26 protein-coding genes and 1 riboswitch are annotated in these 24,604 nt (G+C 57.8%); of the genes, 15 read left to right on the top strand and 11 right to left on the bottom strand.

Going from position 1 to position 24,604, the window contains the following annotated elements; genetic code table 11:
• Positions 1-17 precede the first annotated feature (17 nt).
• Positions 18-230: a hypothetical protein gene (locus tag I9185_RS19915; RefSeq protein WP_209835549.1), complete on the top strand. Its 213-nt coding sequence runs from the start codon at positions 18-20 to the stop codon at positions 228-230.
• Positions 231-334: 104 nt separating this feature from the next.
• Here the strand turns inward: I9185_RS19915 and I9185_RS19910 are convergent, their stop codons facing one another.
• The 6 genes from I9185_RS19910 to I9185_RS19885 form a co-directional block, all read right to left on the bottom strand.
• Positions 335-985, bottom strand: coding sequence for an ABC transporter ATP-binding protein (locus tag I9185_RS19910; protein WP_171120850.1), 651 nt, complete (start codon positions 983-985; stop codon positions 335-337).
• A complete protein-coding gene (cbiQ, locus tag I9185_RS19905) occupies positions 982-1,761 on the bottom strand; it encodes a cobalt ECF transporter T component CbiQ (protein ID WP_210093900.1) in 780 nt (259 codons plus the stop codon). Before cbiQ ends, I9185_RS19910 begins: the two co-directional genes overlap by 4 nt.
• The gene (locus I9185_RS19900) at positions 1,761-2,336 is read right to left on the bottom strand and encodes a cobalt ABC transporter permease (RefSeq protein ID WP_210093899.1); all 576 of its coding nucleotides are present in this window, start codon (positions 2,334-2,336) and stop codon (positions 1,761-1,763) included. Before I9185_RS19900 ends, cbiQ begins: the two co-directional genes overlap by 1 nt.
• Positions 2,333-2,944: a cobalt transporter CbiM gene (gene cbiM, locus I9185_RS19895; RefSeq protein WP_210093898.1), complete on the bottom strand. Its 612-nt coding sequence runs from the start codon at positions 2,942-2,944 to the stop codon at positions 2,333-2,335. Before cbiM ends, I9185_RS19900 begins: the two co-directional genes overlap by 4 nt.
• Positions 2,945-2,950: 6 nt before the next feature.
• On the bottom strand, positions 2,951-3,736 hold the full coding sequence (locus tag I9185_RS19890; protein WP_171638510.1) for a DUF4198 domain-containing protein: 786 nt from the start codon (positions 3,734-3,736) through the stop codon (positions 2,951-2,953).
• A 131-nt stretch (positions 3,737-3,867) separates the two neighbouring features.
• Positions 3,868-4,068: riboswitch (cobalamin riboswitch) on the bottom strand.
• 121 nt (positions 4,069-4,189) lie between these two features.
• On the bottom strand, positions 4,190-5,314 hold the full coding sequence (locus I9185_RS19885; protein WP_171638562.1) for an ROK family transcriptional regulator: 1,125 nt from the start codon (positions 5,312-5,314) through the stop codon (positions 4,190-4,192).
• A 252-nt stretch (positions 5,315-5,566) separates the two neighbouring features.
• On the opposite strand from I9185_RS19885, the gene I9185_RS19880 reads away from it, so the two are divergent.
• The 4 genes from I9185_RS19880 (at position 5,567) to I9185_RS19865 (ending at position 9,179) form a co-directional block, all read left to right on the top strand.
• Positions 5,567-6,586 carry a sugar ABC transporter substrate-binding protein gene (locus tag I9185_RS19880; protein ID WP_210093897.1) on the top strand — a complete coding sequence of 340 codons (1,020 nt, stop codon included), beginning with the start codon at positions 5,567-5,569 and terminating at the stop codon, positions 6,584-6,586.
• Positions 6,587-6,694: 108 nt separating this feature from the next.
• Positions 6,695-7,768: an ABC transporter permease gene (locus tag I9185_RS19875; protein ID WP_171233900.1), complete on the top strand. Its 1,074-nt coding sequence runs from the start codon at positions 6,695-6,697 to the stop codon at positions 7,766-7,768.
• Entirely contained in the window at positions 7,768-8,544 is a 777-nt protein-coding gene (locus I9185_RS19870; RefSeq protein ID WP_171638512.1) for an ATP-binding cassette domain-containing protein, read from the top strand. Before I9185_RS19875 ends, I9185_RS19870 begins: the two co-directional genes overlap by 1 nt.
• Positions 8,541-9,179: a hypothetical protein gene (locus I9185_RS19865; protein ID WP_348539754.1), complete on the top strand. Its 639-nt coding sequence runs from the start codon at positions 8,541-8,543 to the stop codon at positions 9,177-9,179. Before I9185_RS19870 ends, I9185_RS19865 begins: the two co-directional genes overlap by 4 nt.
• Before the next feature lie 46 nt (positions 9,180-9,225).
• On the opposite strand, the gene I9185_RS19860 is transcribed toward I9185_RS19865, so the two are convergent.
• Together I9185_RS19860 and I9185_RS19855 are read right to left on the bottom strand one after the other, a co-directional pair.
• Positions 9,226-9,942, bottom strand: coding sequence for an aspartate/glutamate racemase family protein (locus I9185_RS19860; protein ID WP_210093896.1), 717 nt, complete (start codon positions 9,940-9,942; stop codon positions 9,226-9,228).
• Positions 9,939-10,643: a GntR family transcriptional regulator gene (locus I9185_RS19855; protein ID WP_210093895.1), complete on the bottom strand. Its 705-nt coding sequence runs from the start codon at positions 10,641-10,643 to the stop codon at positions 9,939-9,941. The genes I9185_RS19860 and I9185_RS19855 overlap by 4 nt, the downstream gene beginning before the upstream one ends.
• 112 nt (positions 10,644-10,755) lie before the next feature.
• On the opposite strand from I9185_RS19855, the gene I9185_RS19850 reads away from it, so the two are divergent.
• A complete protein-coding gene (locus tag I9185_RS19850) occupies positions 10,756-12,450 on the top strand; it encodes a thiamine pyrophosphate-binding protein (RefSeq protein ID WP_210093894.1) in 1,695 nt (564 codons plus the stop codon).
• Here I9185_RS19850 and I9185_RS19845 read toward each other — a convergent pair.
• Complete coding sequence (locus tag I9185_RS19845) at positions 12,411-13,331, bottom strand: LysR family transcriptional regulator (RefSeq protein ID WP_171364694.1); 921 nt, start codon at positions 13,329-13,331, stop codon at positions 12,411-12,413. The genes I9185_RS19850 and I9185_RS19845 overlap by 40 nt on opposite strands.
• A 98-nt stretch (positions 13,332-13,429) precedes the next feature.
• Between I9185_RS19845 and I9185_RS19840 the strand changes: the two genes are divergently transcribed.
• The 9 genes from I9185_RS19840 (at position 13,430) to I9185_RS19800 (ending at position 22,886) form a co-directional block, all read left to right on the top strand.
• Positions 13,430-14,563, top strand: a complete 1,134-nt coding sequence (locus tag I9185_RS19840) for an enolase C-terminal domain-like protein (RefSeq protein WP_171725161.1) — start codon at positions 13,430-13,432, stop codon at positions 14,561-14,563.
• Entirely contained in the window at positions 14,560-15,810 is a 1,251-nt protein-coding gene (locus I9185_RS19835) for an FAD-binding oxidoreductase (RefSeq protein WP_171725162.1), read from the top strand. The genes I9185_RS19840 and I9185_RS19835 overlap by 4 nt, the downstream gene beginning before the upstream one ends.
• Positions 15,811-15,862: 52 nt before the next feature.
• The gene (locus tag I9185_RS19830) at positions 15,863-16,840 is read left to right on the top strand and encodes a TRAP transporter substrate-binding protein (protein WP_210093893.1); all 978 of its coding nucleotides are present in this window, start codon (positions 15,863-15,865) and stop codon (positions 16,838-16,840) included.
• A 69-nt stretch (positions 16,841-16,909) separates the two neighbouring features.
• Complete coding sequence (locus I9185_RS19825) at positions 16,910-17,443, top strand: TRAP transporter small permease (RefSeq protein ID WP_171638543.1); 534 nt, start codon at positions 16,910-16,912, stop codon at positions 17,441-17,443.
• Between the two features lie 4 nt (positions 17,444-17,447).
• Positions 17,448-18,761 (top strand): TRAP transporter large permease subunit, encoded by a 1,314-nt coding sequence (locus tag I9185_RS19820; protein WP_152460436.1) that lies wholly within the window; start codon positions 17,448-17,450, stop codon positions 18,759-18,761.
• A gap of 7 nt (positions 18,762-18,768) precedes the next feature.
• The gene (locus tag I9185_RS19815) at positions 18,769-19,701 is read left to right on the top strand and encodes a hypothetical protein (protein WP_210093892.1); all 933 of its coding nucleotides are present in this window, start codon (positions 18,769-18,771) and stop codon (positions 19,699-19,701) included.
• A 184-nt stretch (positions 19,702-19,885) separates the two neighbouring features.
• On the top strand, positions 19,886-20,317 hold the full coding sequence (locus I9185_RS19810) for a DUF2141 domain-containing protein (protein ID WP_171638546.1): 432 nt from the start codon (positions 19,886-19,888) through the stop codon (positions 20,315-20,317).
• A gap of 341 nt (positions 20,318-20,658) precedes the next feature.
• On the top strand, positions 20,659-21,813 hold the full coding sequence (locus I9185_RS19805) for an SRPBCC family protein (protein ID WP_210093891.1): 1,155 nt from the start codon (positions 20,659-20,661) through the stop codon (positions 21,811-21,813).
• A complete protein-coding gene (locus tag I9185_RS19800; protein WP_210093890.1) occupies positions 21,810-22,886 on the top strand; it encodes a 2Fe-2S iron-sulfur cluster-binding protein in 1,077 nt (358 codons plus the stop codon). The genes I9185_RS19805 and I9185_RS19800 overlap by 4 nt, the downstream gene beginning before the upstream one ends.
• A 63-nt stretch (positions 22,887-22,949) precedes the next feature.
• Here I9185_RS19800 and I9185_RS19795 read toward each other — a convergent pair whose 3' ends face one another.
• Entirely contained in the window at positions 22,950-23,321 is a 372-nt protein-coding gene (locus tag I9185_RS19795; RefSeq protein WP_209835535.1) for a cupin domain-containing protein, read from the bottom strand.
• A gap of 90 nt (positions 23,322-23,411) precedes the next feature.
• Entirely contained in the window at positions 23,412-24,449 is a 1,038-nt protein-coding gene (locus I9185_RS19790) for a YeiH family protein (protein ID WP_210093889.1), read from the bottom strand.
• Between the last annotated feature and the right edge of the window lie 155 nt (positions 24,450-24,604).

Here is a 24,604-nt window from a genome sequence, read left to right as displayed (position 1 = left end):
CCTTCAGGAGGTCAGCCATGCAGAACCCCGAACGTTTCGAGAAATTCTATTTCGCCAAAGTCGGCATGGGCGAAGCCTGTGGCTGTGCCGAGCGGATAATTGACGTGTTCGAATTCAACCGCAAAGGCGGTGCGCAATCCAGGCAACCTGTGAAACAGGACAGGCGCAGACGTGGATCCTTTGGGGCATGGGCGGTCAAATATGGGCTGATGAGCCGCAGGCGCACATAGCCAAGGCCTGACGACGCACAAGGTTCGCTTTCCGTTTCATGGCGTGGCTCAGGCGGTATGATTGCATATCTAAAACCACCATGTCCGGTTGCCACGAGAACAGGTCAGACCGGCACCAGCTTCCCGTCGCGAAGATCCAGTTCATCGGGCGCCAGTTCCAAGCGGAACGCCGGCGAATGACTGACAAGCAAAATCGCCTGTGGCAACGCGCGCAGGATTTCCAGCAGGCGCGCTTCGTTTTTTGTATCCAACGCATTCGTCGGTTCGTCCAGCAACAGCACTTCGGGTTCCATCGCCAGAACCGTCGCCAGGGTCACCAGCCGTTTTTCACCGCCTGACAATTTGTGGGTAATGCGGTTCTTCAGATGCATCAGGTCCAGATCGCCCAGAACTTTGTCGACGATGGCAAGTGCCTCGTCACGGGTCTTGCCCAGATTGAGCGGGCCAAAAGCGACGTCTTCGGCGACGGTCGGGCAGAACAGCTGATCGTCCGCATCCTGAAATACAAGCCCCACCCGGCGGCGGACCTCATGGAAATCAGCCTCTTCCACGCGTTGCTGACCAAAAACGGTGACGGTGCCCGAACACGGGCGCTGCAACCCAAGCAAAATCCGCAGGAGCGTCGATTTTCCCGCTCCGTTCGGACCTGTCAGGGACAGGCGCTGCCCCGCGCTCAGGCTCAGGCTTGCCCCGTCCAGAACGGGTGGCTGGCCGGGGTAGGAAAAACAGATGTCTTCAAGCGCGATCAGTGTCATGCGAATTCCAGAATGATCAGACCCAGGCAGAGACCGCTGAAACCAGTCGCAAACACAATGTCCGCGCGGGTCAGGGCAAATTCCTGAAGCAACGGCATACGCCCGGAAAACCCGCGGCACTTCATCGCGGCCAGGATGCGTTCCGATCTTTCGATCGCGCGCACAAGCATCATACCCACAAGGTAGCCAAAGCTGCGATATGTGTGCCAGTTTGTTGCTGGCCGAAAACCACGTACCTTCATGGCGGCCCGCAGCCGCAGGTATTCTTCGCGCAAGACCTCGATATAACGGATCGTGAACATCAGCAGGTAAACCAGCTTTTCCGGGCACCGCAGACGATGCAGGGCGTGGCCCAGTGTGACCGGCTCCATCGTCCCGACCAAAACCATCAGGGACAGGATCACGGCATTGGCGGTCAAGGCAATCTCGACCGCTTTCCAAAAACCCTGCCAGCTTGCAGGGAATCCCCAAAGCGTGAACATCGGATCCCCGGGCATGGAAAAGGGCAACAGGACCAGCATGAACAGGATGAACCCATCCATCATGGCCATTCGCTTCAACGTCTTTCGCCGCGGCAGACGTGAAACTATCAGAAGCGAAAGCGACACTGCCAGCGCCGCGCAAAGCGCGCCGAGGGATGACAGCGCCACGGTCACGACTGCAAAAACAACTGCCATGACGATCCGCATCCGGGGATCCAGCAGGCTGATCAGACCTTCTGGCCCGTCACCGGCTTCGGACAGTGTTTTTTCCTTGTGCCCCAGAACGTGTGCCATCAGGACGCCAGCTTGCGGCGGGCCGCCATGTAAAAACCCAGACCAAACAGACCAACGATGTACCCGATCCCGCCAAGGATGGTTTGCAGGTCGTTCTGTTCGCGATAGGCCGCAATCTCGCGCCTGAGCGGGCGCAATTCGTCACGTATGGCCTTGGCGATAACCTGCTGTTCTTCGGCGCTGAGAGACGCCGCCGAACCGCTGGCCTGCGTCACAGCAGCCGAAGATAAGTCACCGTTTTCTGCCACAGCAATGCCCATGATCCGCGCGACATCTTCGGCAGGCATCGTGACTTCGGCCACATGCCCGGCGCCAAGGTCGGCAAAGAAGGTGTGCGCCACGGCCGAGGTCGGCGTGTAGACAAAGAAACCATCCGCATCCGTGACCGATCGACCCAGCTCGGCCCCATCCAGGCCGGTAACAATGACCTCGGTGCCGCTTGCCATGTCGCCGTTGGAAAAGCCGATTTCGCCCTCTATGACGTCTCCCGACTCGAAAACGCCGGCTATGACCTTGTGCGCCAGGGCAGGCACAGGTGCGCAGCACACGGCCAATATGACAACCAGATGCTTCATGTGGCTGCTTCCCTTATAAACAGCTCGGGCTTGACCTTGCGCGCCAACAACACGGAGAACCCGGTCAAAATCGCCTCAATGGCCATGACAGGAATATGGGCAAAGAAAACAAGCCTGGCGGCAGGCAGAAATTCATCTCCCGACAGCGCCAGGGAAAACGCGACCATGCCGGTTGTCGCCGCAATGGCAAATGCGCCGCCGACGCCCCCCCAAATCGCACCTTGCGAAGGCGTTCCACGCGCGATCAGACGACCGAACAACATTCCGGCCACCACAGCTGGAAAGGCGATGTTGACGGTGTTGATCCCCAACACCGTCAACCCGCCAAAGCCGAAAAAGACCGCCTGTAGCAAAAGCCCGACGAACAAAGCCGGGAATGCGGCCCAACCAAGCAGCAGCCCGGCCATGCCGTTGAGTATCAGATGGACCGACGACGGACCAATGGGTACGTGGATCAACGAAGCCACGAAGAAACTGGCTGACAGCACGCCCGCAGTGGGGATGCGATCAAGATCCAGAGACCTGAGACCCATGGCGATCCCGCCCGCGGCGGCTATGGCGCCGCCAATTACAACCGGGTTGGAAAGGGCTCCGTCGACGATGTGCATCTTGGGTTACTCCAGATCCCAGGAGCGAATCCAGATGACCGCATCCTGGCTGAGTTCTTTGCCCTCATGTTCGGTTGCCGGACCGGAACCAAGTGCTGCGAAACCCCAGTAACCGGCATTTGGAACGCCGAACGAGAAATACCCGTTGTCGTCAGATATGGCGACCACCGCACCACCCGGCATCGGAGAGACTTTCGGTGCAGAAGCGGCCGAACTTTCCATGTCGGGCTCGGCGGCCATGTACTCGATCTCGATTTCGACCCCCGCAACCGGCTGACCATCAGCCAGCACACGGCCCGTGAAAGTCGAACCCGCGATGATGTTGGTCGGCTTGTTCAGCGGGATAATCTCGGTCGGCAAACCTACGGGATTCATCCAGTCGGTCGGCAATTCGTTGCGGTTCAGGAAGGCTTTGGTGAGCTGTTGGATATAGATGTCTTCGGATTCCTCGTAATAAGGCTGAGGAACCGTCACCAGCACATAGTCGCCCGACCGTTTGACCGGGACACTGCCTTTGAACGCCACGCCCTCGTTTTCCCCGCCGGTGAACCGGATAGGTTCCAACGTGTCCAGCAAATCGGTCTTTTCACCGTTGTGGATCACATAGAATTCCTGCGGCTTTTCAAGATCCATGACGTGGCCGTTCTCGAACGGATGCCAGAAAATCAGCTTGACCGGCACATCGCCCGGTTTCTGGATCATGGTATCGGTCGTGTATTCCAAAAGAAAATGCGCATCTGCGATGGCGGGAAGAGCCACCGCGGCAACGGCTGCGCTGAGCAGCGTTTTCATGAACAGTCGTCCTTGTCCCGTCGCGCCAATCCCGGCGCGAAATTCGTTTTGACTACGGGACATTCAACGCCAAATCACCCTTTCAGGCATCCTGGTACGACGCACATCCCGTCGCCGATTAGGAGTGCCCCTTATGAGGACACATGTCCGGCAGGTATCCTGACTTGCGGGTCAAAGCGTTGGACTGGCCTTCCCGGGGCAAACCCCAGTGGCGTTTCAGCCCTGCTCGCCGCTTACAGTTGCGGGTGCAGTTGCGGAATTGGGCCTGAGCCCGCACCGCATTCCCTATTGATTCCAGAGCAAGCCCCGGAACCGGACATGCCGAGCGGCTTGCCAGACAACTCAGCCTTCCGTCAACGAAAATGTGTTACGGCCATCGAAAATTATGAGCTCGGCAGTTTGCGAGAGTGAACCGGTTTGTGAAATATCCAAGGCAACAGGGTGATTTCACATCTAAGCTTCTGAAAGATACCTTTCCGACAATGGCAGGCTTGCCGCGCCCAGTGAGCGTGCATCCGGGCCCACGGTCCCTGCCAGCACCACGGGGTGCTCGAGACCGGTCAGGTTCAGCTCGGACAGTTTGTCTTCGACCATTTCAACCAAACGCGCCTTGATGTCCTGCGGCATCCAGCCGTCAATCTTCACGCATTCGAAATCTATCAGGCTACAGGATGAGACAATCGCATAAGCAATCCCGCTTGCCGTCCGTTTCAACCAGTTTTCCAGTTGAATTTTTGGCACATCCCAACGCTGGGTCGTTTCCCAAATGGAATGCGACGTTACCCCTGCTGTGGTGATTGCACGCTCGAGAACATACAGGCTGGCCACGTCGATAAGCGGTCTGACACCACCCGCACCATCCGGTACAGGCAGGGGGCCGATTGCGCCCGAGTTTCCACGCCCGGAAAAGATCGCACCATTGAGAACCACACCGCCGCCAATAAAAAACCCGATATAGAAGTACAGGAAATCCCTTGGTCCATCGGCCGGACCGAATACCAATTCCGCCCCACAAGCCGCAGTGGCGTCATTTTGCAGAAAAACCGGCATATCGAGGCGACGAGCCAGGTCAGCCTTCAGGTCTGATACGCGCCACGGGTCCATTTCTTCCTGAGGAACCTGAAGGGTCTGGGCCCAGTCCCACAGGTAGAACGGCATGGCAATTCCAAGACCCGCAATCCTGCCTTTGGCCTCGGGCGACATGGATGACATCATTTTCCCCAGACTCTGTATAGAAAACTCCAAAGTGGCTTTTGGCGTTGGATAGTCATAGGTTCGCCGCTCGCGTTGCCGCACATTTCCGACAAAGTCAGTCAATACCAGCTCGGTACTGCGGCGCCCGACCTTGAGCCCAAAGAAAAACGCACCATCCGGGTTGAGGCGCATGGGAACGGAAGGTTGCCCGACTTTCCCGCGGACCGGCTCACCGCGCAAAAGCAAACCGTCCTTCTCAAGCAGCCGCATGATGACGGAAACGGTTTGCGCCGACAGTCCGGTCATGCGCGCAATCTCGGACTTAGCAAGAGCCTGATGACGCCGGACAAGCGACAACACCAGCCGTTCGTTCCGGGCCCGCATCCCGCTTTGATTGGTTCCGCGCACCTCCGACCCGTGCAGGCCAATCGAATTTTTCCGAGATGAATTTTCCGGCACGACCACCCCTTTCCTGCTGAAGAATGAGAAAGCCCGCCCGCCCTGTCAATAATAAATAAGAGTGATTTATTTATTGACTCAAATTTCGAATCTTGTGATTGTTTCTTATGGGATCAGGGTTTTTGCCTGATCGCCCTCGTGCCCTGTACGGCACAGGAAAAACTGGGAGGATAATCGATGAAACTTGCAAGACTTGCGGGTGCTGCTGCGCTCGGGGTTACTGCCATGGCTGGCAGTGCAATGGCGGAAGGCGAAACCGTTTGTCTGATCACCAAGACGGACACCAACCCGTTCTTTGTCAAAATGAAGGAAGGTGCGACAGCGAAGGCGGAAGAGCTGGGAATGACTCTCAAAGCCTTTGCGGGCAAAGTTGACGGTGACCATGAAACGCAGGTGCAAGCCATTGAGACCTGCATTCTGGACGGCGCCAAGGGCATTCTGCTGACAGCCTCGGACACTTCATCCATCGTTCCGGCCGTGAATCAGGCGCGGGATGCAGGTGTTCTGGTTATCGCTCTGGACACGCCGCTGGAACCCATTGACTCGGCTGACGCAACCTTTGCCACGGACAATTTCCTTGCCGGGCTGCTGATTGGACAATGGGCCAAAGCAACGCTGGGCGACGCGGCCAACGACGCCAAGATAGCGACACTGGATCTTGCCGTCAGTCAGCCGACAGTGGATGTGCTGCGCAATCAGGGTTTCCTGCAAGGCTTTGGTGTCGATCTGGCGGACCCGAACGTAATCGGTGATGAAGATGACCCACGACTGGTCGGAAGTGATGTCACTGCCGGCAACGAAGAAGGTGGTCGCCGCGCGATGGAAAACCTTCTGGCCAAAGATCCCATGATCAACGTTGTTCACACCATCAACGAACCTGCCGCGGCAGGTGCCTACGAGGCGCTGAAAGCCATCGGGCGCGAAAATGACGTGCTCATCGTTTCCGTGGACGGAGGCTGCCCGGGTGTCCAAAACGTTGCCGATGGTGTTATCGGTGCGACGTCGCAGCAATACCCGCTGTTGATGGCGTCGCTGGGTGTTGAGGCCGTCAAGAAATGGGCGGACGAAGGCGTGAAGCCTGAAAACACGCCTGGCAAGGATTTCTTTGACACCGGCGTAGCGCTTGTAACGGACAAGCCTGCCGAAGGCGTCGAGTCGATCTCGGTCAAAGAAGGCATGGACCTCTGCTGGGGTTAACCTGACCACCCGGAGGGCCGCAGAGGGCGGCCTTCCGCTTTTCAAACCACCCATTCGCCCGAAAACTTGCTAAAGTCGTCAGTAACCTGACGCTTTGGGGGAACCTTTATGTCCGATACTTCACGACGATCAGACGACTTCGAAGCCGCTGCAAAAGGCAGCCCGGAACAGATTGCAGAATTTGACGATCACCACCGCGGGTTTGTCGGAACGGTTCAGCATTTTTTGCATGTGAACCCCTCTCTGGTGCCGCTGATCGTTCTAGTGGCTGCCATCGTCATTTTCGGGGCTTTGCTGGGCTCCAAATTCTTCTCGCCATTCGCTCTGACCCTGATCCTGCAACAGGTTCAGATCGTCGGGATCGTGGCGGCGGCGCAAAGCCTCGTCATCCTGACCGCCGGTATCGATCTGAGCGTCGGAGCAATCATGGTGATGTCGTCGGTTGTCATGGGACAGTTCACCTTCCGATATGGGCTGCCACCAACGGTCGCAATCGTTTGCGGCCTTTTCGTTGGAACCGCAATCGGCGCGGTGAACGGATATCTGGTCAGCCGCATCAAACTGCCGCCGTTCATCGTGACGCTTGGCATGTGGCAAATCGTTCTTGCGGCGAACTTCCTCTATTCTCAGAACGAAACCATCCGGTCACAGGAGATCGAAGAAAACGCCGCGATTCTGCAACTTTTCGGGGCCAAGTTCAACGTGGGCGGGGCGGTATTCACCGTCGGCGTGATCTTCATGCTGGTGCTGATCCTCGGGCTTTCCTACGCCCTGCGCCATACCGCGTGGGGCAGGCATGTTTACGCGGTCGGAGATGACCCGGAAGCTGCCGAGTTGTCAGGTGTCAATGTGCACCGAACGCTTATGTCCGTTTACATGTTGTCCGGGCTGATCTGTGCCTTTGCGGGCTGGGCTTTGATCGGCCGGATCGGATCGGTGTCTCCGACATCAGGCCAGTTGGCCAATATAGAAAGCATAACGGCGGTTGTGATCGGGGGAATATCCCTTTTCGGTGGCCGCGGGTCTATTCTGGGGTCGCTGTTCGGTGCCCTGATCGTGGGCGTCTTTACGCTTGGGCTTCGGTTGCTGGGCGCTGACGCGCAATGGACGTTTCTGTTGATCGGCATCCTTATCATCGCGGCGGTCGCGGTCGACCAGTGGATCAGAAAGGTGGCAGCCTGATGGAACCTATTCTCAAAGGACGGAACCTTGTGAAGCGCTACGGCAAGGTGACGGCGCTGGATCAGTGCGATTTCGATTTGATGCCGGGCGAGATTCTGGCCGTGATCGGTGACAACGGGGCAGGCAAGTCTACACTGATCAAGGCGGTGTCCGGCGCGGTGATGCCGGATGAAGGCGAAGTCTGGCTGGAAGGTCGGAAAGTAAATTTTCATTCCCCGATCGACGCGCGCGAAGCTGGTATTGAAACCGTCTACCAAACGCTTGCCATGTCCCCTGCCCTGTCAATTACGGACAACATGTTCATGGGTCGCGAAATCCGCCGCAAGGGGCCGCTGGGCTCGTGGTTTCGAATGCTCGACCGCCCGGCGATGGAGAAATTCGCCCGCGACAAACTGAGCGAGTTGGGCCTGATGACGATCCAGAATATCAATCAAGCCGTTGAAACACTGTCCGGGGGTCAGCGTCAGGGTGTTGCGGTGGCTCGCGCTGCGGCATTCGGATCAAAAGTCATCATCCTTGACGAACCGACAGCTGCGCTGGGCGTGAAAGAAAGCCGTCGGGTCCTTGAACTGATCCTGGACGTGAAGTCTCGCGGCATTCCGATCATCCTGATCAGCCACAATATGCCACATGTTTTCGAGGTCGCCGATCGAATTCACGTACATCGGCTGGGCAAACGCCTCTGCGTCGTTGATCCCAAGGATTACACGATGTCCGACGCAGTGGCGTTCATGACCGGTGCCAAGGAACCACCCGCCGAGGACCAAGCCGCGTGACGGGTAAACTTGCCACCCCCGAGGCGCTTGCAACCAAAATCGCGGATGCCGTCCAGGCCTTGCCGCCGCTGCAAGACCGGCATCTTGTCGCGATTGCCGGGCCGCCGGGTTCGGGAAAAACGACTGCGGCGAGCCTTGCAACCAAAGAGCTCAATCTGCGCGGCGTCGCAACCGGACTGGTTTTCATGGACGGCTTCCACTATGACAACGTGATCTTGAAGGATCGCGGCCTGCTGAGCCGCAAAGGGTCTCCTGAAACCTTTGATCTTGCCGGCTTTCATGCGTTGCTTGATCGATTGCGCGCGGAAGAAGAAGTCGCAATACCCGAGTTTGACCGGGAACTGGATCTGGCCATTGCCGCGCGGTCCATGATCACGGTGGATCAGCGCGTTGTTCTGGTTGAGGGCAATTACCTTCTCTTGAACGAGCCGGGTTGGTCGGACCTTCACCAACTGTGGGCATTCAAGGTATTTCTGGACACCGATTTAAAAACACTCGAAACCCGCCTGACCAACAGATGGATCGGCCATGGACTGGACGCCAATGCCGCCAAGGACCGTGCGCAGTCGAACGATCTGCCGAATGCACAGCGCGTGACCCGAAATTCGATACCCGGTGACCTGACACTGGCTTGAGTTTTGCCTGCGGCCAACACAATCCGTCTTGATGAAAGGCCAGAGGTCAGTTCCGGTACACCGGCGGAACAAGACCGGCTTGGAACCAAGTCACGAAGGACACGATCGAAAACACCGGCAGCCCGGTCGCCTGCCGAATATCCGGCGCATAGGGGCACATATTCGTGCACTCCAGAACTATTGCCCCAAGTTCGGGATTGTCCGAGGCTAACGCGATTGCGGCCTCAACATTGTCCTCCCGTGCCTTCTCAACATTCAGATGCGATTCATTGCCAAGAATTGCGCGGGTGAACTCCTGCCCACCCTCGGTAGTGCCGATTGGCGTGTCCAAGGGGACATTGGCAGCCTGAAGATGGTCATTGGTCAAGGTGGAGGCCGAAATGGTCAGAATGCCCGCGCGCTTTCCCTTGGGAAGGATACGATTCACCATTTCGACCTGCATCAAGGACGACGTGACGACAGGAACCGGAACGGCCTCGGCCAGTTCCTTCTGGAACAGGGACAGGAACCCGCAATTGGTTGTTATTCCGTCCGCGCCGTCTTGGACCAACTCTTGCGCGGCGTCGATGAAGACCTCGAGCATACCTTCGGCCCGATGCCGAACTACCCGATCAGGCGAGGCATCCCGGACGATGCGGTACAGCACCGGAAACGGCCATGTCTGCGCATTGCCCATATCACCGGGAATTCTTGGGAATTGCGCGTCCAGCATGAGGATTCCCACGGATGCGCCGTAAATGGACTTGCCGCCCTGCACGATCATCCCTGTTCCTCCTCGATAATGCGGGTCGAGATGTCTTCGGCCCCTTCCATGTAGATGTTGGTAATTCCGTGACGCACTGCGTCCTGAACCTGATCCATTCGTTTTGTGATATGAGCCGCCAGAACCCGGGCCGCCTCGTCCGCGTCCCGATCCAGCAGGGCCTGCATCACGTGTTTATGTTCGTCCTTGGACTTCTGCACCCGGTCCATGCTCATGGAAATCCAGCGGATATAGCGGATACGCTCGTTGATCCGCGTCAGAGTTTGCAACAACTCCATGTTCCCTGACAGCCTTGCGATCCCCAGATGGAACGCTTCGTCCCGGGCCACTGCTTCTTCGATCGTCAGGCCAGTGATGTCGATGCCCGTTTCGTAAAGTTCATCACGCAGCCTTTGCAGGCCTTCATCCGTCGCCTTGGTACAGGCGGATCGGGCCGCCGCGGATTCGATGATCTGGCGCAGCTCGAAAAGGTCGAACACGCTTTGCGCATCCAAGGGACGGCAAAAGAACCCTTGCCCCGGGCGGAAATCGAACAGCCGTTCGGCAACCAATCGGTTCAACGCTTCTCGCAACGGCGTGCGACTGACGCCCAGATCCCTGGACAGAGCGACCTCGTTCAGGCGGTCACCGGGGCGCAGGCGGAAGGAGACCGCCATCGCTTTGACCTGATCATAGATATCATCGACGCGTGGACCCGCCATAAACAATGCCCTTCTTCCGTTGATTCACAGGTGCCACACTCAATTCTTGAAATCAATATGCAAGCCTGTATACAGTTATGTGTGCAATTATAACTCGAAGGAATCGCGAACCATGACAGGGACGAATTACCTGACCGGAGCCGAGGCGATGGTGCGTATGCTCGAGGCGCATGGCGTGACGCATATGTTCGGCCTGTGCGGCGATACCACCTTGCCGTTCTATGACGCGCTCGCCCGAATGGATCACGGCATTCAGCACATTCTGACCCGCGACGAACGGCACGCCGCCTACATGGCGGATGGCTATGCACGCGTGACAGGCAGGCCCGGCGTTTGCGAAGGCCCTTCCGGCGGTGGCGCGACCTACATTCTGCCGGGTGTGGTCGAGGCCAATGAAAGTTCGGTTCCAATCCTGGCGATAACCTCTGATGTGGCGACGACCAGCCGCGGGAAATACCCTCTGACAGAACTGGATCAGCCGGCGTTGTTCCGCCCGCTGACGAAGTGGAACGCGTCTCTGGATGATGCCGCCCGGCTTCCGGCCATGGTTCGTGCGGCGTTCCGGGCGATGACAACGGGAACACCCGGCGCGACCCATCTGGCACTGCCGTTTGATACGCAGAAGGCACAGGTGGACGAAGCGGAAATCTGGGCCGACAACCGGCATCGCAGCTATCCCGCCGAACGGGCTGCCCCCGATCCTGATGCCATCGAAGCAGCCGCAGCCATTCTTGCCCGGGCCACATCCGCCGTCGCGGTCTGTGGCGGCGGCCCGGTTCTGTCCGGCGCGACCGATGCGTTGCGCCGCGTCGCCGGTCTGTTGGACATGGCCGTCGCCACAACCGTTTCAGGCCAAGGGTCCATCGCCGAAACCGATCCTCTGGCCCTGGGCGTCGTCGGATCGAACGGCGGCATCCCCGCGACACGCGCCGTGGTGGATCAGGCTGATGTCGTCCTGTTCATCGGGTGCCGCGCCGGTTCGGTCACGACCGAACGGTGGAGAAGCCCCGGACGCAACGCCACGATCATTCACATCGACAGCGACCCCATGGTGGTCGGCGCAAACTATCAGACCGAAGTGGCGATCTGCGCTGACGCCCGCCTCGCGCTTGAGGCATTGGCCCGAGCGCTGGAGGACCGGCAAGACCTGAACGGTCAAGGCGGCACAGCCAAGGCCCGCGCCGCGTGGGAGGCCAAGGCGGCGGCGTTTGCCCCCTTGGCTGCAAGTCGGGAAACGCCGATACGGCCCGAGGCCGTCATGGCGTCCCTGATGGACATTCTGGACGACGATGCGATTGTGGTCGCTGACCCCGGCACCCCCTGCCCCTATTTCAGCGCGCATTACCGTTGGCGGCAACCCGGTCGGCATTTCATCACAAATCGCGCACATGGAGCACTGGGCTATTCTCTGGGGGCGGCCATGGGTGCACATGTCGGCCGGCCCTCGGTCAAGACCCTGGCCGTCATGGGCGATGGTTCGTTTGGGTTCACCTGCGGTGAATTTGAAACGATGGTCCGGCACAAAATGCCGATCACCTCGATCGTTTTCTCGAACTCGGTCTTCGGATGGATCAAGGCGGGTCAGGATGCTGGGTTTGATCAACGCTATTACAACGTTGATTTCAACCGGACCGACCACGCCGCCGTCGCAGCCGCCTTCGGAGTGAAATCATGGACGGTCACAGACCCCGAAGACTTGCCGAAAGTGCTGAAACAGGCCGTCGAACATGATGGCCCCACATTGGTCGACATCCATTCGCAGCAGCTTCACGAGGCCGCTGCACCTGTGTCGGAATGGGTTGCGTAAGAGGCAATCGACGGGGTCAGCTGGGCCAGAAATTCCTGCGCAATCGTGGACAGGGGGCGCCCCTTTGCGGTGATGATTGCAAGATCCAGCATGACGGATGGCCTGAACGGGCGGGTCTGGTACCCGCTCTCACCATCGAACGTCACGGTAAAGGGATCGATCATCGCAACCCCCATGCCCTGTTTCACAAAACTCAGCAGGTTCTCGGAAAGGTGCGTGTGAATCTGTGTCCGCCACGTGCGCCCGGATGCCTGAAAGATGTCTCGGGTTCGACGGTGGGTTTGGTGTTCCGGACCCATCACGATGAAGGGCTCGTTTTCCAGTATTTCCGGTGTCAGAACGTCATAATCCGCCAAGGGGCTGTTTTCTGGAAAAGTCGCAAGCGTTTCGAACTGAAACACCTGATAATTCAGAGTGTCGTGCAGGATCGGCATCTCGACGATGCCGATTTCAAACAGGCCCGAAATCACCCATTCCTGAATCTTGGATGAATACTGCGACTGGAAACTGACGGACAGGTTGGGGCGGCTTTTGGCAAAACGAGCGATCTCGCGCGGCATGAAACCAAATGACAGAAGATGCGGTGCTGCAACCTGCAATTGACCGGGATGTTTGTTCTGCAAATCCGTCACCGCCTGCGCCACGTGATCCAGCCCGCGCACGACCGTGTCGACTTCGCGGAACAGCAGCTCGGCTTCGGGGGTGGGCAGCAAACGGCCCTTGTTGCGCTCGAACAGAGGCAGTCGCGCTTCACGTTCCAACTGAGCCAACAGATTGCTGATACCAGGCTGGGATATTCCAAGTACCGACGCCGCACCGGTTACGGTTCCGGTTTCCATGATGGCGTGAAACGCTTGAAGCTGGCGAAAGCGTAGGGACATGGATTACTGCATCATTTTTTCTGATGAACTGTCGAAGATATAGTATTTGAAATGATATGCCCGTCAAGGCAGGCTTCCGCTCATCCACAGGGGGCGGAATGAGCGATCTGGCACAAAACATCATCGGTTACGACCTCTGGCACCTGAAGCTTCCGGTCACGTCCCGCCGGGATCACGGTATAGGATCCGTCGAAGGCGTTTGCGAAGTCGTCATACTGCGACTGACCTCCGAGGATGGCACACAGGGATTCGGCGAAGCGTCACCATGGTCGGTGTTCACCGGCACCCCGGAGGCGACTTTTGCGGCGCTGGACCGATACTTGCGACCCCTAGTTCTTGGCGCCAGCGTAAGTGACCGATCGGCCATCATGGCACGCGCCGCCTATGCCGTGGCGCATTGCACCGAGGCCAAGGCCGCGCTGGAAACCGCTCTGCTGGATCTGGCCGGCCGTATCAGCGGCATCCCGGTCTGGTCTTTGCTGGGCGGTCGTTGCCGCGGCACCATTCCGCTCAGCTGTTCCATCGCCAACCCGGACTTCTCTCAGGACATAGACCTGTTGGCGCGGTTGCGAGAGGACGGCGTGCGGATTGTCAAACTCAAGACCGGGTTCAAGGATCACGCCTTTGACATCATGCGGTTGGAGTACCTTGCGCAGAACTGCCCTGAATTCTCGGTCCGCGTGGACTATAATCAGGGGCTGAGCATCGAGGAGGCTCCGACGCGGGTGCGGGACGTGGCCCGGTTCAATCCTGATTTCATCGAACAGCCGGTTCGCGCCCATCACTTCGGCATGATGGCGAAGCTACGGCATATGACCGATGTTCCCCTTCTCGCCGATGAAAGCGTCTTTGGTCCCGAAGATATGGAACGCGCCGCGCGTGAAAGCATTTGCGATGGTGTCTCGGTGAAAATAATGAAGTCTGGCGGACTGACCCGCGGGCAAACGGTCGCCCGCATCGCGGCGGCGCACGGTCTGACTGCGTATGGCGGGGACATGTTCGAGGCCGGTTTGGCCCATCTTGCGGGCACCCATCTGATTGCCGCGACACCCGAGATCACATTGGGCTGCGAGTTTTATCAGGCGTCCTATTTCCTGAAAGAGGACATTCTGGAAGAACCCTTCCGGATCAGAGGCGGACAGGTCTGCGTGCCCGAAAGCCCGGGACTTGGCGGCAAGCCCGAGCTGGCAAAGCTGAACCATTATGCAGTGGCCAAGGCGGTTTCAGAATGAGTGAAAAGAAAACCATAGCCATCATCGGCGCCGGTATAGTCGGCGTTTCGGCCGCGGTCTGGCTGCAACGGGACGGGCACGACGTGATCCTGTTCGACAAGGCCGGACCGGGTGAAGGCACGTCTCATGGCAATGGCGGTGTGCTGGCGTCCTGTTCCATCATACCTGTGACGGTTCCCGGACTGCTTGGCAAAGCACCCAAAATGCTGCTGAGCTCCTCGCAGCCGCTGTTTTTGAAATGGGGATATTTACCGAAGTTGCTCCCATGGCTCCGGCAATATCTGAGCCACGCGAACGTGGCAGACGTTGAACGGATCGCGGCGGCGCTGACACCGATCGTCGGCGACAGCCTGAATGATCACAAGGCCTTGGCGGCAGGCACACGTGCTGAAAAGTGGATCGTGCCCAGCGACTATCTGTTTCTCTACGAGAACCGGGCTCATTTTGAACAAGATGCTTTGGGCTGGGGAGTCCGTCGGAAGAACGGCTTTGATTGGCAAGAACTGGAGGGCAAGGCGTTTCACGACTATGACCCCGTGTTCAGCCCGGATATCGGTTTCGCTGCCAAGCTGTCAAACCACGGTCATATCACCGATCCCGGGCGGTACGTGAAAGACCTGGCCGCCCATGTCGAGGCTGGTGGAGGCCGGATCATCCGCGCCAATGTCGAGGACGTCACCCGCGACAACGGCCGCGTTACCGGCGTGCGCGCGGATGGTGAGACAATCGCTTGCGACACCGCCATTGTCACGGCTGGAGTCTGGTCCGGGCCACTGGCCAAGCGACTGGGGGTTTCTGTTCCTCTTGAAAGCGAGCGCGGTTATCATCTTGAATTGGTGGCACCTTCTGCCATGCCCCGCAGCCCGGTCATGGTGGCTTCGGGCAAGTTTGTTGCCACGCCCATGGATGGGCGCATACGCTTGGCGGGTATTGTGGAGTTCGGAGGGCTGGACGCACCGCCCTCGCGCGCGCCGTTTGAATTGATGCGAAGAAATGCCCGGGCCGCGTTTCCGGGCATAACATGGAAGGAGGAAGTGGAATGGATGGGGCACAGGCCGGCCCCGGCTGACTCGATCCCGATCATCGGTGACGTGCCCGGTATCAAAGGGGCCTATATGGGCTTTGGTCATCATCACATCGGCCTGACAGGCGGGCCAAAGACCGGACGGCTTCTGGCGCAGATGATCGCGGGCAGAACACCGAACACCGACATAAGCGTCTACGCGCCGTCGCGCTTTGCAACATAAGAACAGACCGATGAAGAACATCGGTATTTCAAAACTCGATAGGGAGAAAACGATGAAAAAACTGACAAACCTACTGGCGGCAACCGCTTTGACTGCCGCAGCGGCAGCACCGGCCGTGGCCGAGAAATGGGACATGCCGATGGCCTATTCGGCGTCGAACTTCCATTCGGCCACCGGAGCGGAATTCGCCAAATGTGTAACGACCGGAACCGGCGGTGAGATCGAAATCGTTACGCATCCATCCGGCTCGTTGTTCAAAGGTGCCGATATCAAACGCGCAATCCAGACCGGGCAAGCCCCGATTGGCGAACGCCTTCTGTCTGGCCACCAGAATGAAAACGCGTTGTTCGGTTTCGATTCGATACCGTTCCTTGCAACCTCGTTCGATGACAGCGCCAAGCTTTGGGAAGCGGCAAAACCGTCAATTGAAAAGGTACTGGCCGAACAGAACCTGACGCTGCTTTATGCTGTACCGTGGCCGCCGCAGGGACTGTATTTCAAGAATGAGGTGAACTCGGTCGCCGATATGAAGGGCATCAAGTTCCGTTCGTACAACAACGCGACTTCGCGACTGGCCGAGTTGACGGGCATGTTGCCGGTAACGATCGAAGCGGCGGAAATCAGTCAGGCTTTTGCGACGGGTGTCGCCGAGTCGATGGTGTCTTCGGGATCGACCGGGTACGACCGCAAGGTCTGGGAAAGCCTGAACTATTTCTACGAAGTCGATGCCTGGTTGCCGCGCAACTACGTGATGGTGAATTCGGATGTCTGGTCGGGCGTGTCCGACGCCAACAAGAACGTCATCAAGGCCTGCGCAGAGCTGGCGGAATACGCGGGCAACTGGCGCGCCAAGGAATATACCGGCTTTACTCTGCAAGGTCTGCGTGATGGTGGCATGACCGTCGGTCCGGCATCCGAGCAGATGACGAATGAGCTGAAAGAGATTGGTGTGACCATGACCAATGAATGGCTGGAGGCCGCCGGCGACGAAGGCAAAGCCATCGTCGACGCGTTCAACGCCTCTCAGTAACCATTCGAGGCAGGCGGCGTTGCATTGCGTCGCCTGTTTTCCATCCAATCATAACAAAGCGGGGACGCCATGGCGGTATTGCGGGGGCTTCGGTCCGTTCTGGATTTCATCTATCTGGCAGCGGGGGTAATGGCGGCGGTCAGCCTGATTGCCATTCTTTTGCTTATCGTCGTGCAGATGCTGGCCCGCTGGACCGGTGAGGTATTTCCCGGAGCGCCCGACTATGCCGGCTATGCAATGGCGGCGGCATCTTTTCTGGCCTTTGCCAATGCGTTGAATCGGGGCAGCCACATTCGGGTTTCGATCCTTCTGAACGCGGTGCCGGACAGCGTGCGGCGTGTCCTTGAAATCTGGTGTTTCACCATCGGCACAGCCGTCATGTGGTATTTCTGCTGGTATGCCTATCGCTTCGTCTATTGGAGCTGGAAGTTCAACGACATCAGCCAGGGTCAGGACAGAACCGCGCTGTGGATTCCGCAATCCGCGATGCTGATCGGAGCCGTCATCCTGGCCATCGCGCTGACGGATCACCTGATCCACGTCCTGTTCAAAGGTGACCATCGCATTGTCCGCGATCTGGCCGACCAGAGCCACGGAGAATAGACGCATGGAAAACCTGTCTGTCATCATCCTTTTCCTTTTTGTTCTGTTCACGTTGCTCGGTACCGGTGTCTGGGTTGGCCTGGCCCTGATGGGGGTCGCCTGGGTCGGGATGGAGCTGTTCACGACACGCCCCGTGGGCGACGTGATGATCACAACCATCTGGTCGGCGTCGTCGTCGTGGACCCTGACCGCCTTGCCCATGTTCATCTGGATGGGCGAAATCCTGTACCGCACGCGATTGTCCGAAGACATGTTCAAAGGGCTGTCCCCTTGGATGGCACCCCTGCCCGGCGGTTTGGTGCATACCAATATCGTGGGTTGTACCGTCTTCGCGGCAGTCTCAGGTTCGTCGGCGGCAACGCTGACCACCGTCGGCAAGATGTCGATCCCCGAACTGCGCAAGCGCAATTACCCCGAACGGATGATCATCGGTACTCTGACCGGCGCGGCCACTCTGGGGCTGATGATCCCGCCGTCCCTAACCCTGATCGTCTATGGGGTGACGATCAATGAATCGATCACCAAGCTGTTCTTTGCCGGCATCCTTCCCGGTTTGGTGCTGGCAGCGATGTTTATGGGTTATGTCGCGATCTATTCCAAGTTGGGCAAAGATTGGACCCCGGATGTCGAGGGCAAGCTGAGCTTCTCCGAGAAAGTCAGAAATTCCCGCTTTTTGTTGCCTGTGATCCTTCTGATCACGGTCGTCATCGGCTCAATGTATCTGGGCTATGCCACTGCGACCGAAGCTGCGGCTTTCGGGGTGATCGGCGGCCTGTTGCTTGCGGCAGGCCAGGGGTCGTTGAACTGGAAGACATTCACTGAAAGCCTGATGGGGGCCACGCGAACCAGCGCGATGATTGCCCTGATCCTTGCAGGCGCTGCTTTCCTGTCACTGTCCATGGGCTTCACCGGCCTGCCGCGCGGGCTGGCCGATCTGATTGCAGGTTGGGAACTGACCCGTTTCGAACTGCTGATGGTCCTGCTGGTGTTCTACATCATTCTGGGCTGTTTTCTTGACGGGATTTCTTCCGTCGTGTTGACCATGGCCGTGGTGGAACCAATGATCCGCGATGCTGGCATTGACCTGATCTGGTTCGGCATCTTCATCGTGGTCGTTGTTGAAATGGCGCAGATCACACCTCCGATCGGGTTCAACCTGTTCGTGATGCAGGGCATGACCAACCATGAGATGAGCTATATCGCACGCGCAGCGATACCGATGTTCCTGATCATGGTGCTGATGGTCTTCATCCTCATCTGGTTCCCCGACCTCGCCACCTGGCTGCCCGAGAATTTGCGTCAGAGCCCGGGCGGGTAAAACGGCCTTGAACCTGCTCCATCTGGCGGCCCGTCACGGGCCCCGTGTTCTGGTCGCCGGATTGGCGGCGGGTCTTCTATTGCCGGGTTTGGCCGAGCCCATGCGAGGCCTACTGCCGCCCCTGGTCGTGTTGTTGCTGTTCGTCACCGTCCTGAGAATGGACCCCGAAACCATTCTTGGATCGTTGAGCGATCTGCACAAGGTCGCGTTCACCGTCATCGGGTTTCAATTCGTGATGCCGCTGATCATTCTGGCCATTGGATTTGTCGGGGGATGGACCGGAACGCCGGTGCTTCTGTCCCTGCTCATCATGGCGGCTGCGCCCTCGATTTCCGGCAGTCCCAACATGTGTTTGATGATGGGCTACCCACCTGAACACGCGATGCGAATGATGGTGGTTGGGACCGCCCTGCTGCCATTGACAGCGTTTCCGGTGTTCCTGCTCATGCCAGAACTGGGCGGCATTCACTCTGTTCTGCTGGCCGGGTTGCAACTGCTGTTGACGATACTCTGCACAACCGGCGCCGCCATTGTTGTCCGGCGCGTCTGGTTGCGTTCACCATCACGCTCCACATTGGTGAATCTGGAAGGGTTGGGCACAATCACCTTGGCCGTTTTTGTCATCGGCCTGATGCCTTCCGTCAGCACCACTGCGCTGAAAAGCCCGGCCGTCGCCGCTTTCTGGATCGCGCTCGCCTGTCTGGCCAATTTCGGAGCACAATTCCTTTCGTACCGCATGACCCGTGGACGTCTGCCGGCAGCCAGAGCAACCGCTGTGTCTCTGATCGCGGGAAACAGAAACATCGCGATTTTCTTCGTTGCTTTGCCGCCCGAGGTCACCGCACCCATCATGGTCTTCATCGGGGCGTATCAAATCCCGATGTACCTGACGCCAATGGTCATGCGTCATCTCTACATGAGGCAAGTCTTGCCCGAGTAGCTTTGGAAAGCCGCCTTAGGATATTTTTTCCTTTTCTCCGATCCTTGTCCGCGTTGGGCCGATACCTCGTGCTTGGTTCAATGCAAAAAAACACCCTCAGGAAAATCGGGTGAATGCTTGTCACTGTTGACAGCTAATTGCATCCTTCCTATTTACTGTCAATATCGACAGTAAAGGATACATCATGCCGATAAGCAAACTGGTCGTCGCATCTGTGATGACACTAGCTTCAACCCTCGGGGCATCCGCACAAACTCTCACTGCAACGGTGCAGGGCGTGCGCAATGCAGAGGGTGATTTGATCATTGCCGTGTTCGATGACGCAAAATCTTTTAAGGCCATGGACATGACGAACGCGGCGGCCTTGGCTTCCGTTCCTGCTGTCAAAGGCTTGGCTTCGGTCACCTTTCACAATCTCCCGCCTGGCACCTATGCGATTGCCGGGATTCACGACGAGAACAGCAACAGCAACCTGGATACCGAAAAAGATGTCCCAACCGAAGGGTACGGCTTTGGCGGTATGGGGCAGAACGGTCTGCCGCCGGAATTCGCGAATGCCGCTGTCACCGTCGGCACCGGCGTAACCGCAAACCTGAAGCTGAAATACTGGAAATAACATGATCGGGCGCCCCACAAATCGTGAAGAACGTCATGAGCAGATCATGCAGGCTCTGATCAGATGTGTTGCGAAATCTGGCTTGGATGGTGCATCGCTTTCGCTGCGCTCATGGTCGCGACGGTGCTTGGCTGTCAGACGTTGTGGGGGATTCTTTTCATGTTCTGGACAATCCCGAGTTTTCATTCCGGGCACTCTTTGCTTTTAACCAACGTATCCCGGGATGAGGATCCCATCCTGTTTTGGCTGGTCCAACTTGCCTGGATCGCACTTAGCCTGTCGATGACCGCTATCGACTTTCACCCTCGGACGTTTTGAAAACTCTTTCACAAGAGGCTCAAATGAAACCCATGCTGCACCTTTTGCCGGTCGAAGCTTACACGAGCCAGGATTGGTTCGACCGGGAAATGCGCGAAATCTTCTCCAAAACCTGGCGCTACGCCGGTTTTATGGAGGATGTCAGTGAACCCGGCCAGTTCATCGCCTTGCAGGCCGGACTCAACAATATATTCGTGATCATGGGGCGCGATCGTCGCCTGCGCGCCTTCCATAACATCTGCCGCCACCGCGGAACCCAATTGATCCGCGCGGTTGGCAAAACGCAAAAAGCATTGACCTGTCCTTATCACGATTGGACCTACGATCTTGAAGGCAATCTGATTTCGGTGCCGGATGAGCACGAGGAATTTGGCAAGGTCGACAAGTCCTGCCTTGGCCTGAAACCCGCCAAGGTCGATATCTGGAAATCGATGATTTTCGTCCACCCAGACCCCGACGCGCCTTCCATCGCCGAATGGTTCGGCCCCGTCGAACCCCATATCGGCCCGCACGTACCGGAAGAGCTGATCGAGTACGAAGACCTGAACACCAGCTATGAGATAAAGGCCAACTGGAAGGTTGTCGTCGAAAATTACATCGACGTTTACCACCTGAGCCATCTGCATTCGAATACGCTGCAGATGTATGACCACAAATCCGCCGAATTCCACTGGGAAGGACCTCATTACATGTTTTGGGAGCCGCCCGTGGCGGAGTTTCTTGAAGATCAGGACAGCAAACTGACCGCCCCGCGCGTCATCCCCAAAGACATGAACGGCGCCTGGGTGCCGATGCTGTTCCCGGGGATTGGTCTGGCCGCTTCGGAAGACGGCTGGAATATCTTCATTGTCGAACCCCTTGGCCCGGAACTGACACGAGTTCACAACCGCGGGCGGGTGTCCAACAGCTCGGAATGGGAATTCACCAAACAGTCGATGAAGTCGCCCTCTTTCTGGTCCAAGTTTGGAATAGCTGGGAAATACGAAGCCAATGACGCGATGGGCGAAGATGACCCGATGGTTGCCGGTGACTTTACCGGCGAAGACATCTACGCGTGCGAGCAACAGCAGAAATCCCTGCATTCTCCGTATTTTGAAGCAGGTCCGGCGGCAAACGGTGAAAGCCCCGTCATCGAGCACCAGAAAGTTGTTCTGCAATGGTTGGGGGAAGGGAAATGAACTCGCGTGATTTTTTCCCATTGCGCGTTTGCGGGACCAGAGTCGAGCCGGATGGCGTGGCAAAGACCGTTATGTTCGATGTCCCTGACCACCTGATGGACATATTCGCCTGGAGGCCGGGCCAACACGTGTCCGTTCGTTTCAATATTGATGGCGAAGAGCACCGTCGAAGCTATTCGATCTCCAGTTCGCCTTACTCCGGAGACCCGCTTCGCATCACCGTCAAACGGGTCAAGGGTGGCCGTGTCAGCAACTTCATCAACGACACTGTTCAGGAAGGGCAAACCATTGACGTCATGCCGCCATTTGGCAGTTTCTGCCTGGACCCCGACGAAACGGCGCGGCGCACCCATTACTTTTTTGGCGCGGGCTCTGGAATTACTCCGCTCTTTGCAATGCTGAACTCGGCTTTGACAGCCGAGCCCCATTCAGTCGCGCATCTGGTGTACGGCAACACAAACGCCAAGAGCATCCTGTTGCAGCACGAACTGAGCGTGCTTCAGCAAGCGCATCCCGAACGTTTTACAATCAACCATGTCTTTTCGAAACCCGGCTGGTGGTCCAGCGCCGAGTACTGGCGGCAAGGTACAATCGACAAGGCCGCAATCGAAGCGTTGATCGCCGAGTATCCACCTTACGCCCAGGACGCGCGGTACTTTATCTGTGGTCCGGGCGATATGAACCAGGCCGTCAAATCGGCCTTGATGTCCATTGATGTTCCCCAGAACCGCATCCACATGGAAAGCTATGGTGCTGCGCCGGATCTGGACACGGGTATTGACGGGGTGGACGCAAGCGCTGAATTGACGCTGGAAGGCACCCGACATCTCATTTCGGTCTCCAAGGGACAGACCATTCTTCACGCAGCGCAGTCAGCGGGGCTCAAGCCACCCTATTCCTGCCAATCCGGAGTTTGCGGCGCGTGCCGGGCCAAACTGACCGACGGCACAGTTCATATGCGGGCGCGCATGGCGCTGGAAGACAAAGACATCAAAGCCGGAGAAATCCTGACCTGCCAGTCAATACCCACGGCGGAAAAACTGACGATCAGCTTTGACCAGACCCGTCGCTGAAAAGCCAATGACGCGCCTGAGGCATGCCGGTTCACGCCGCCTCAGGTTCATTCACGGATCAGATCATGCGTCCGGCGCGCAATCTCGGATCACGAAGTGCTTGGTCGTTTCTTCCACGACTTCCCAATAGCCGCGAAAGCCGTTGGGGATCAAAAAGCTGGCCCCGGTGCGAAAATCCTGACGGGTCCCGTCTTCGTGGATCAGGGCGCAATGGCCTTTGACGATATAGCAATATTCGTCCTTGTCCGTGAACGCGTGCCATTTGCCCGGCGTAGACGTCCAGGTTCCGGCAGACAATTGCCCATCCGGGCTGGTGAAGTGCATTCCAATCTTGTGATGCGGATCACCCTCGACAACGCGATCGGGAAGATCGGCCAAACGCCTTTCGCTGCGCGTTTCCGGCTCATCGAATAGATTGAGTACCTGTGTCGTCATGAGGTCATACCCTCCTGCTGGTCATGTAGTGCGAGATGACGTGACCGGCCAATGGTCGGTCACGTGCTGGACGTGGAATTTCGCCATCCTCTAGTGAAACAGGTAGACGCCCACCAGAACCAGAGCAGCGATGAAGATCGTCTCGGCCACAATCAGGACGATGGCCTGCCCGCCAACATCCAGAATCCGCTTGAGCGACGTTTTCATGCCTACTGCGGCAATCGACACCAGCAGCGCCCAACGGCTGAGATCGGCCATGGCCGACGAGACCACATCCGGGATCAGACCTATTGAATTCAGGACGGCAAAGATCAGAAAGCCAACGACAAACATCGGCAAAATGGGCGGGCGCTTGCCGTCTTCCTCGCTGAACTCCGCGTGGCGCCGGACAAGAAACGAGATAACCAGCACCACCGGGGCCAGCATGGCAACACGGATCAGTTTGACCAAAGTCGCGACCTCACCGGTTTGGTCCGAAACCGAGAACCCGGCCCCGACAACCTGCGCGACATCATGTATCGTTCCGCCCAGGAAGACCCCTGAAACCTCGTCGTTGAACTCGAAAGCCTCGGTGAGGATCGGGTAGGCGATCATCGCGATTGTCGACAGAACAGTTACCGACAGTACCGTGAAAACCAGGTTCCGCTCCGAATGCTCGTTTTTGGGCAGAATGGCCGACAAGGCCATCGCGGCCGATGCGCCGCAGATCGCCACCGATCCCCCCGTCAGCACCCCAAAGCGCCAACCACGGCCCAGAAGACGCGCGCCAAGAAGGCCGAACAGGATCGTGAGGATCACACCGGCAATCACAACGGCAATCAGATCAGCGCCAAGGCTCATCATCAATTCAACGGAAATACGCGCCCCAAGCAGCGCAACGCCAAAACGAAGAACCGTTCGTGCGGTAAATTCGATTCCGGCCTTGCAGTCGCCGGCATCGTCTTCGGCCAGGAAATGGAACGCGATGCCCAGCAACAAGGCCATCAGCATCGCCGGGGCACCATAATGTTCGGACAAGAACTTCGCTGCGACGGCGACAACCACGGAAACAAGGAAACCGTGCCCGTTCAAACGAACGAAAGACCGTGCCCGAAGCCACGGCGAGTTGGATGCACTCAACGCCTGCATCTTACTTCCTTTGCAATATTTGAGCTGCCTTTTGGGCAAAGCCTGCCCCCACCCGAACCGTATTCGGCCCGGGTGGGGGCAGGATCAGATTACAGTTCGGCCTGAGCTTTCATGTCATCGGCGGAGATTCCGGCGACGGCGACGGGTTTTTTCAT

Origin of the sequence: Ruegeria sp. HKCCSP346, from assembly GCF_017872595.1 — a bacterium.
Classification (GTDB): Bacteria; Pseudomonadota; Alphaproteobacteria; order Rhodobacterales; family Rhodobacteraceae; genus Ruegeria.
This window is presented reverse-complemented; position numbering and strand designations above follow the sequence as displayed.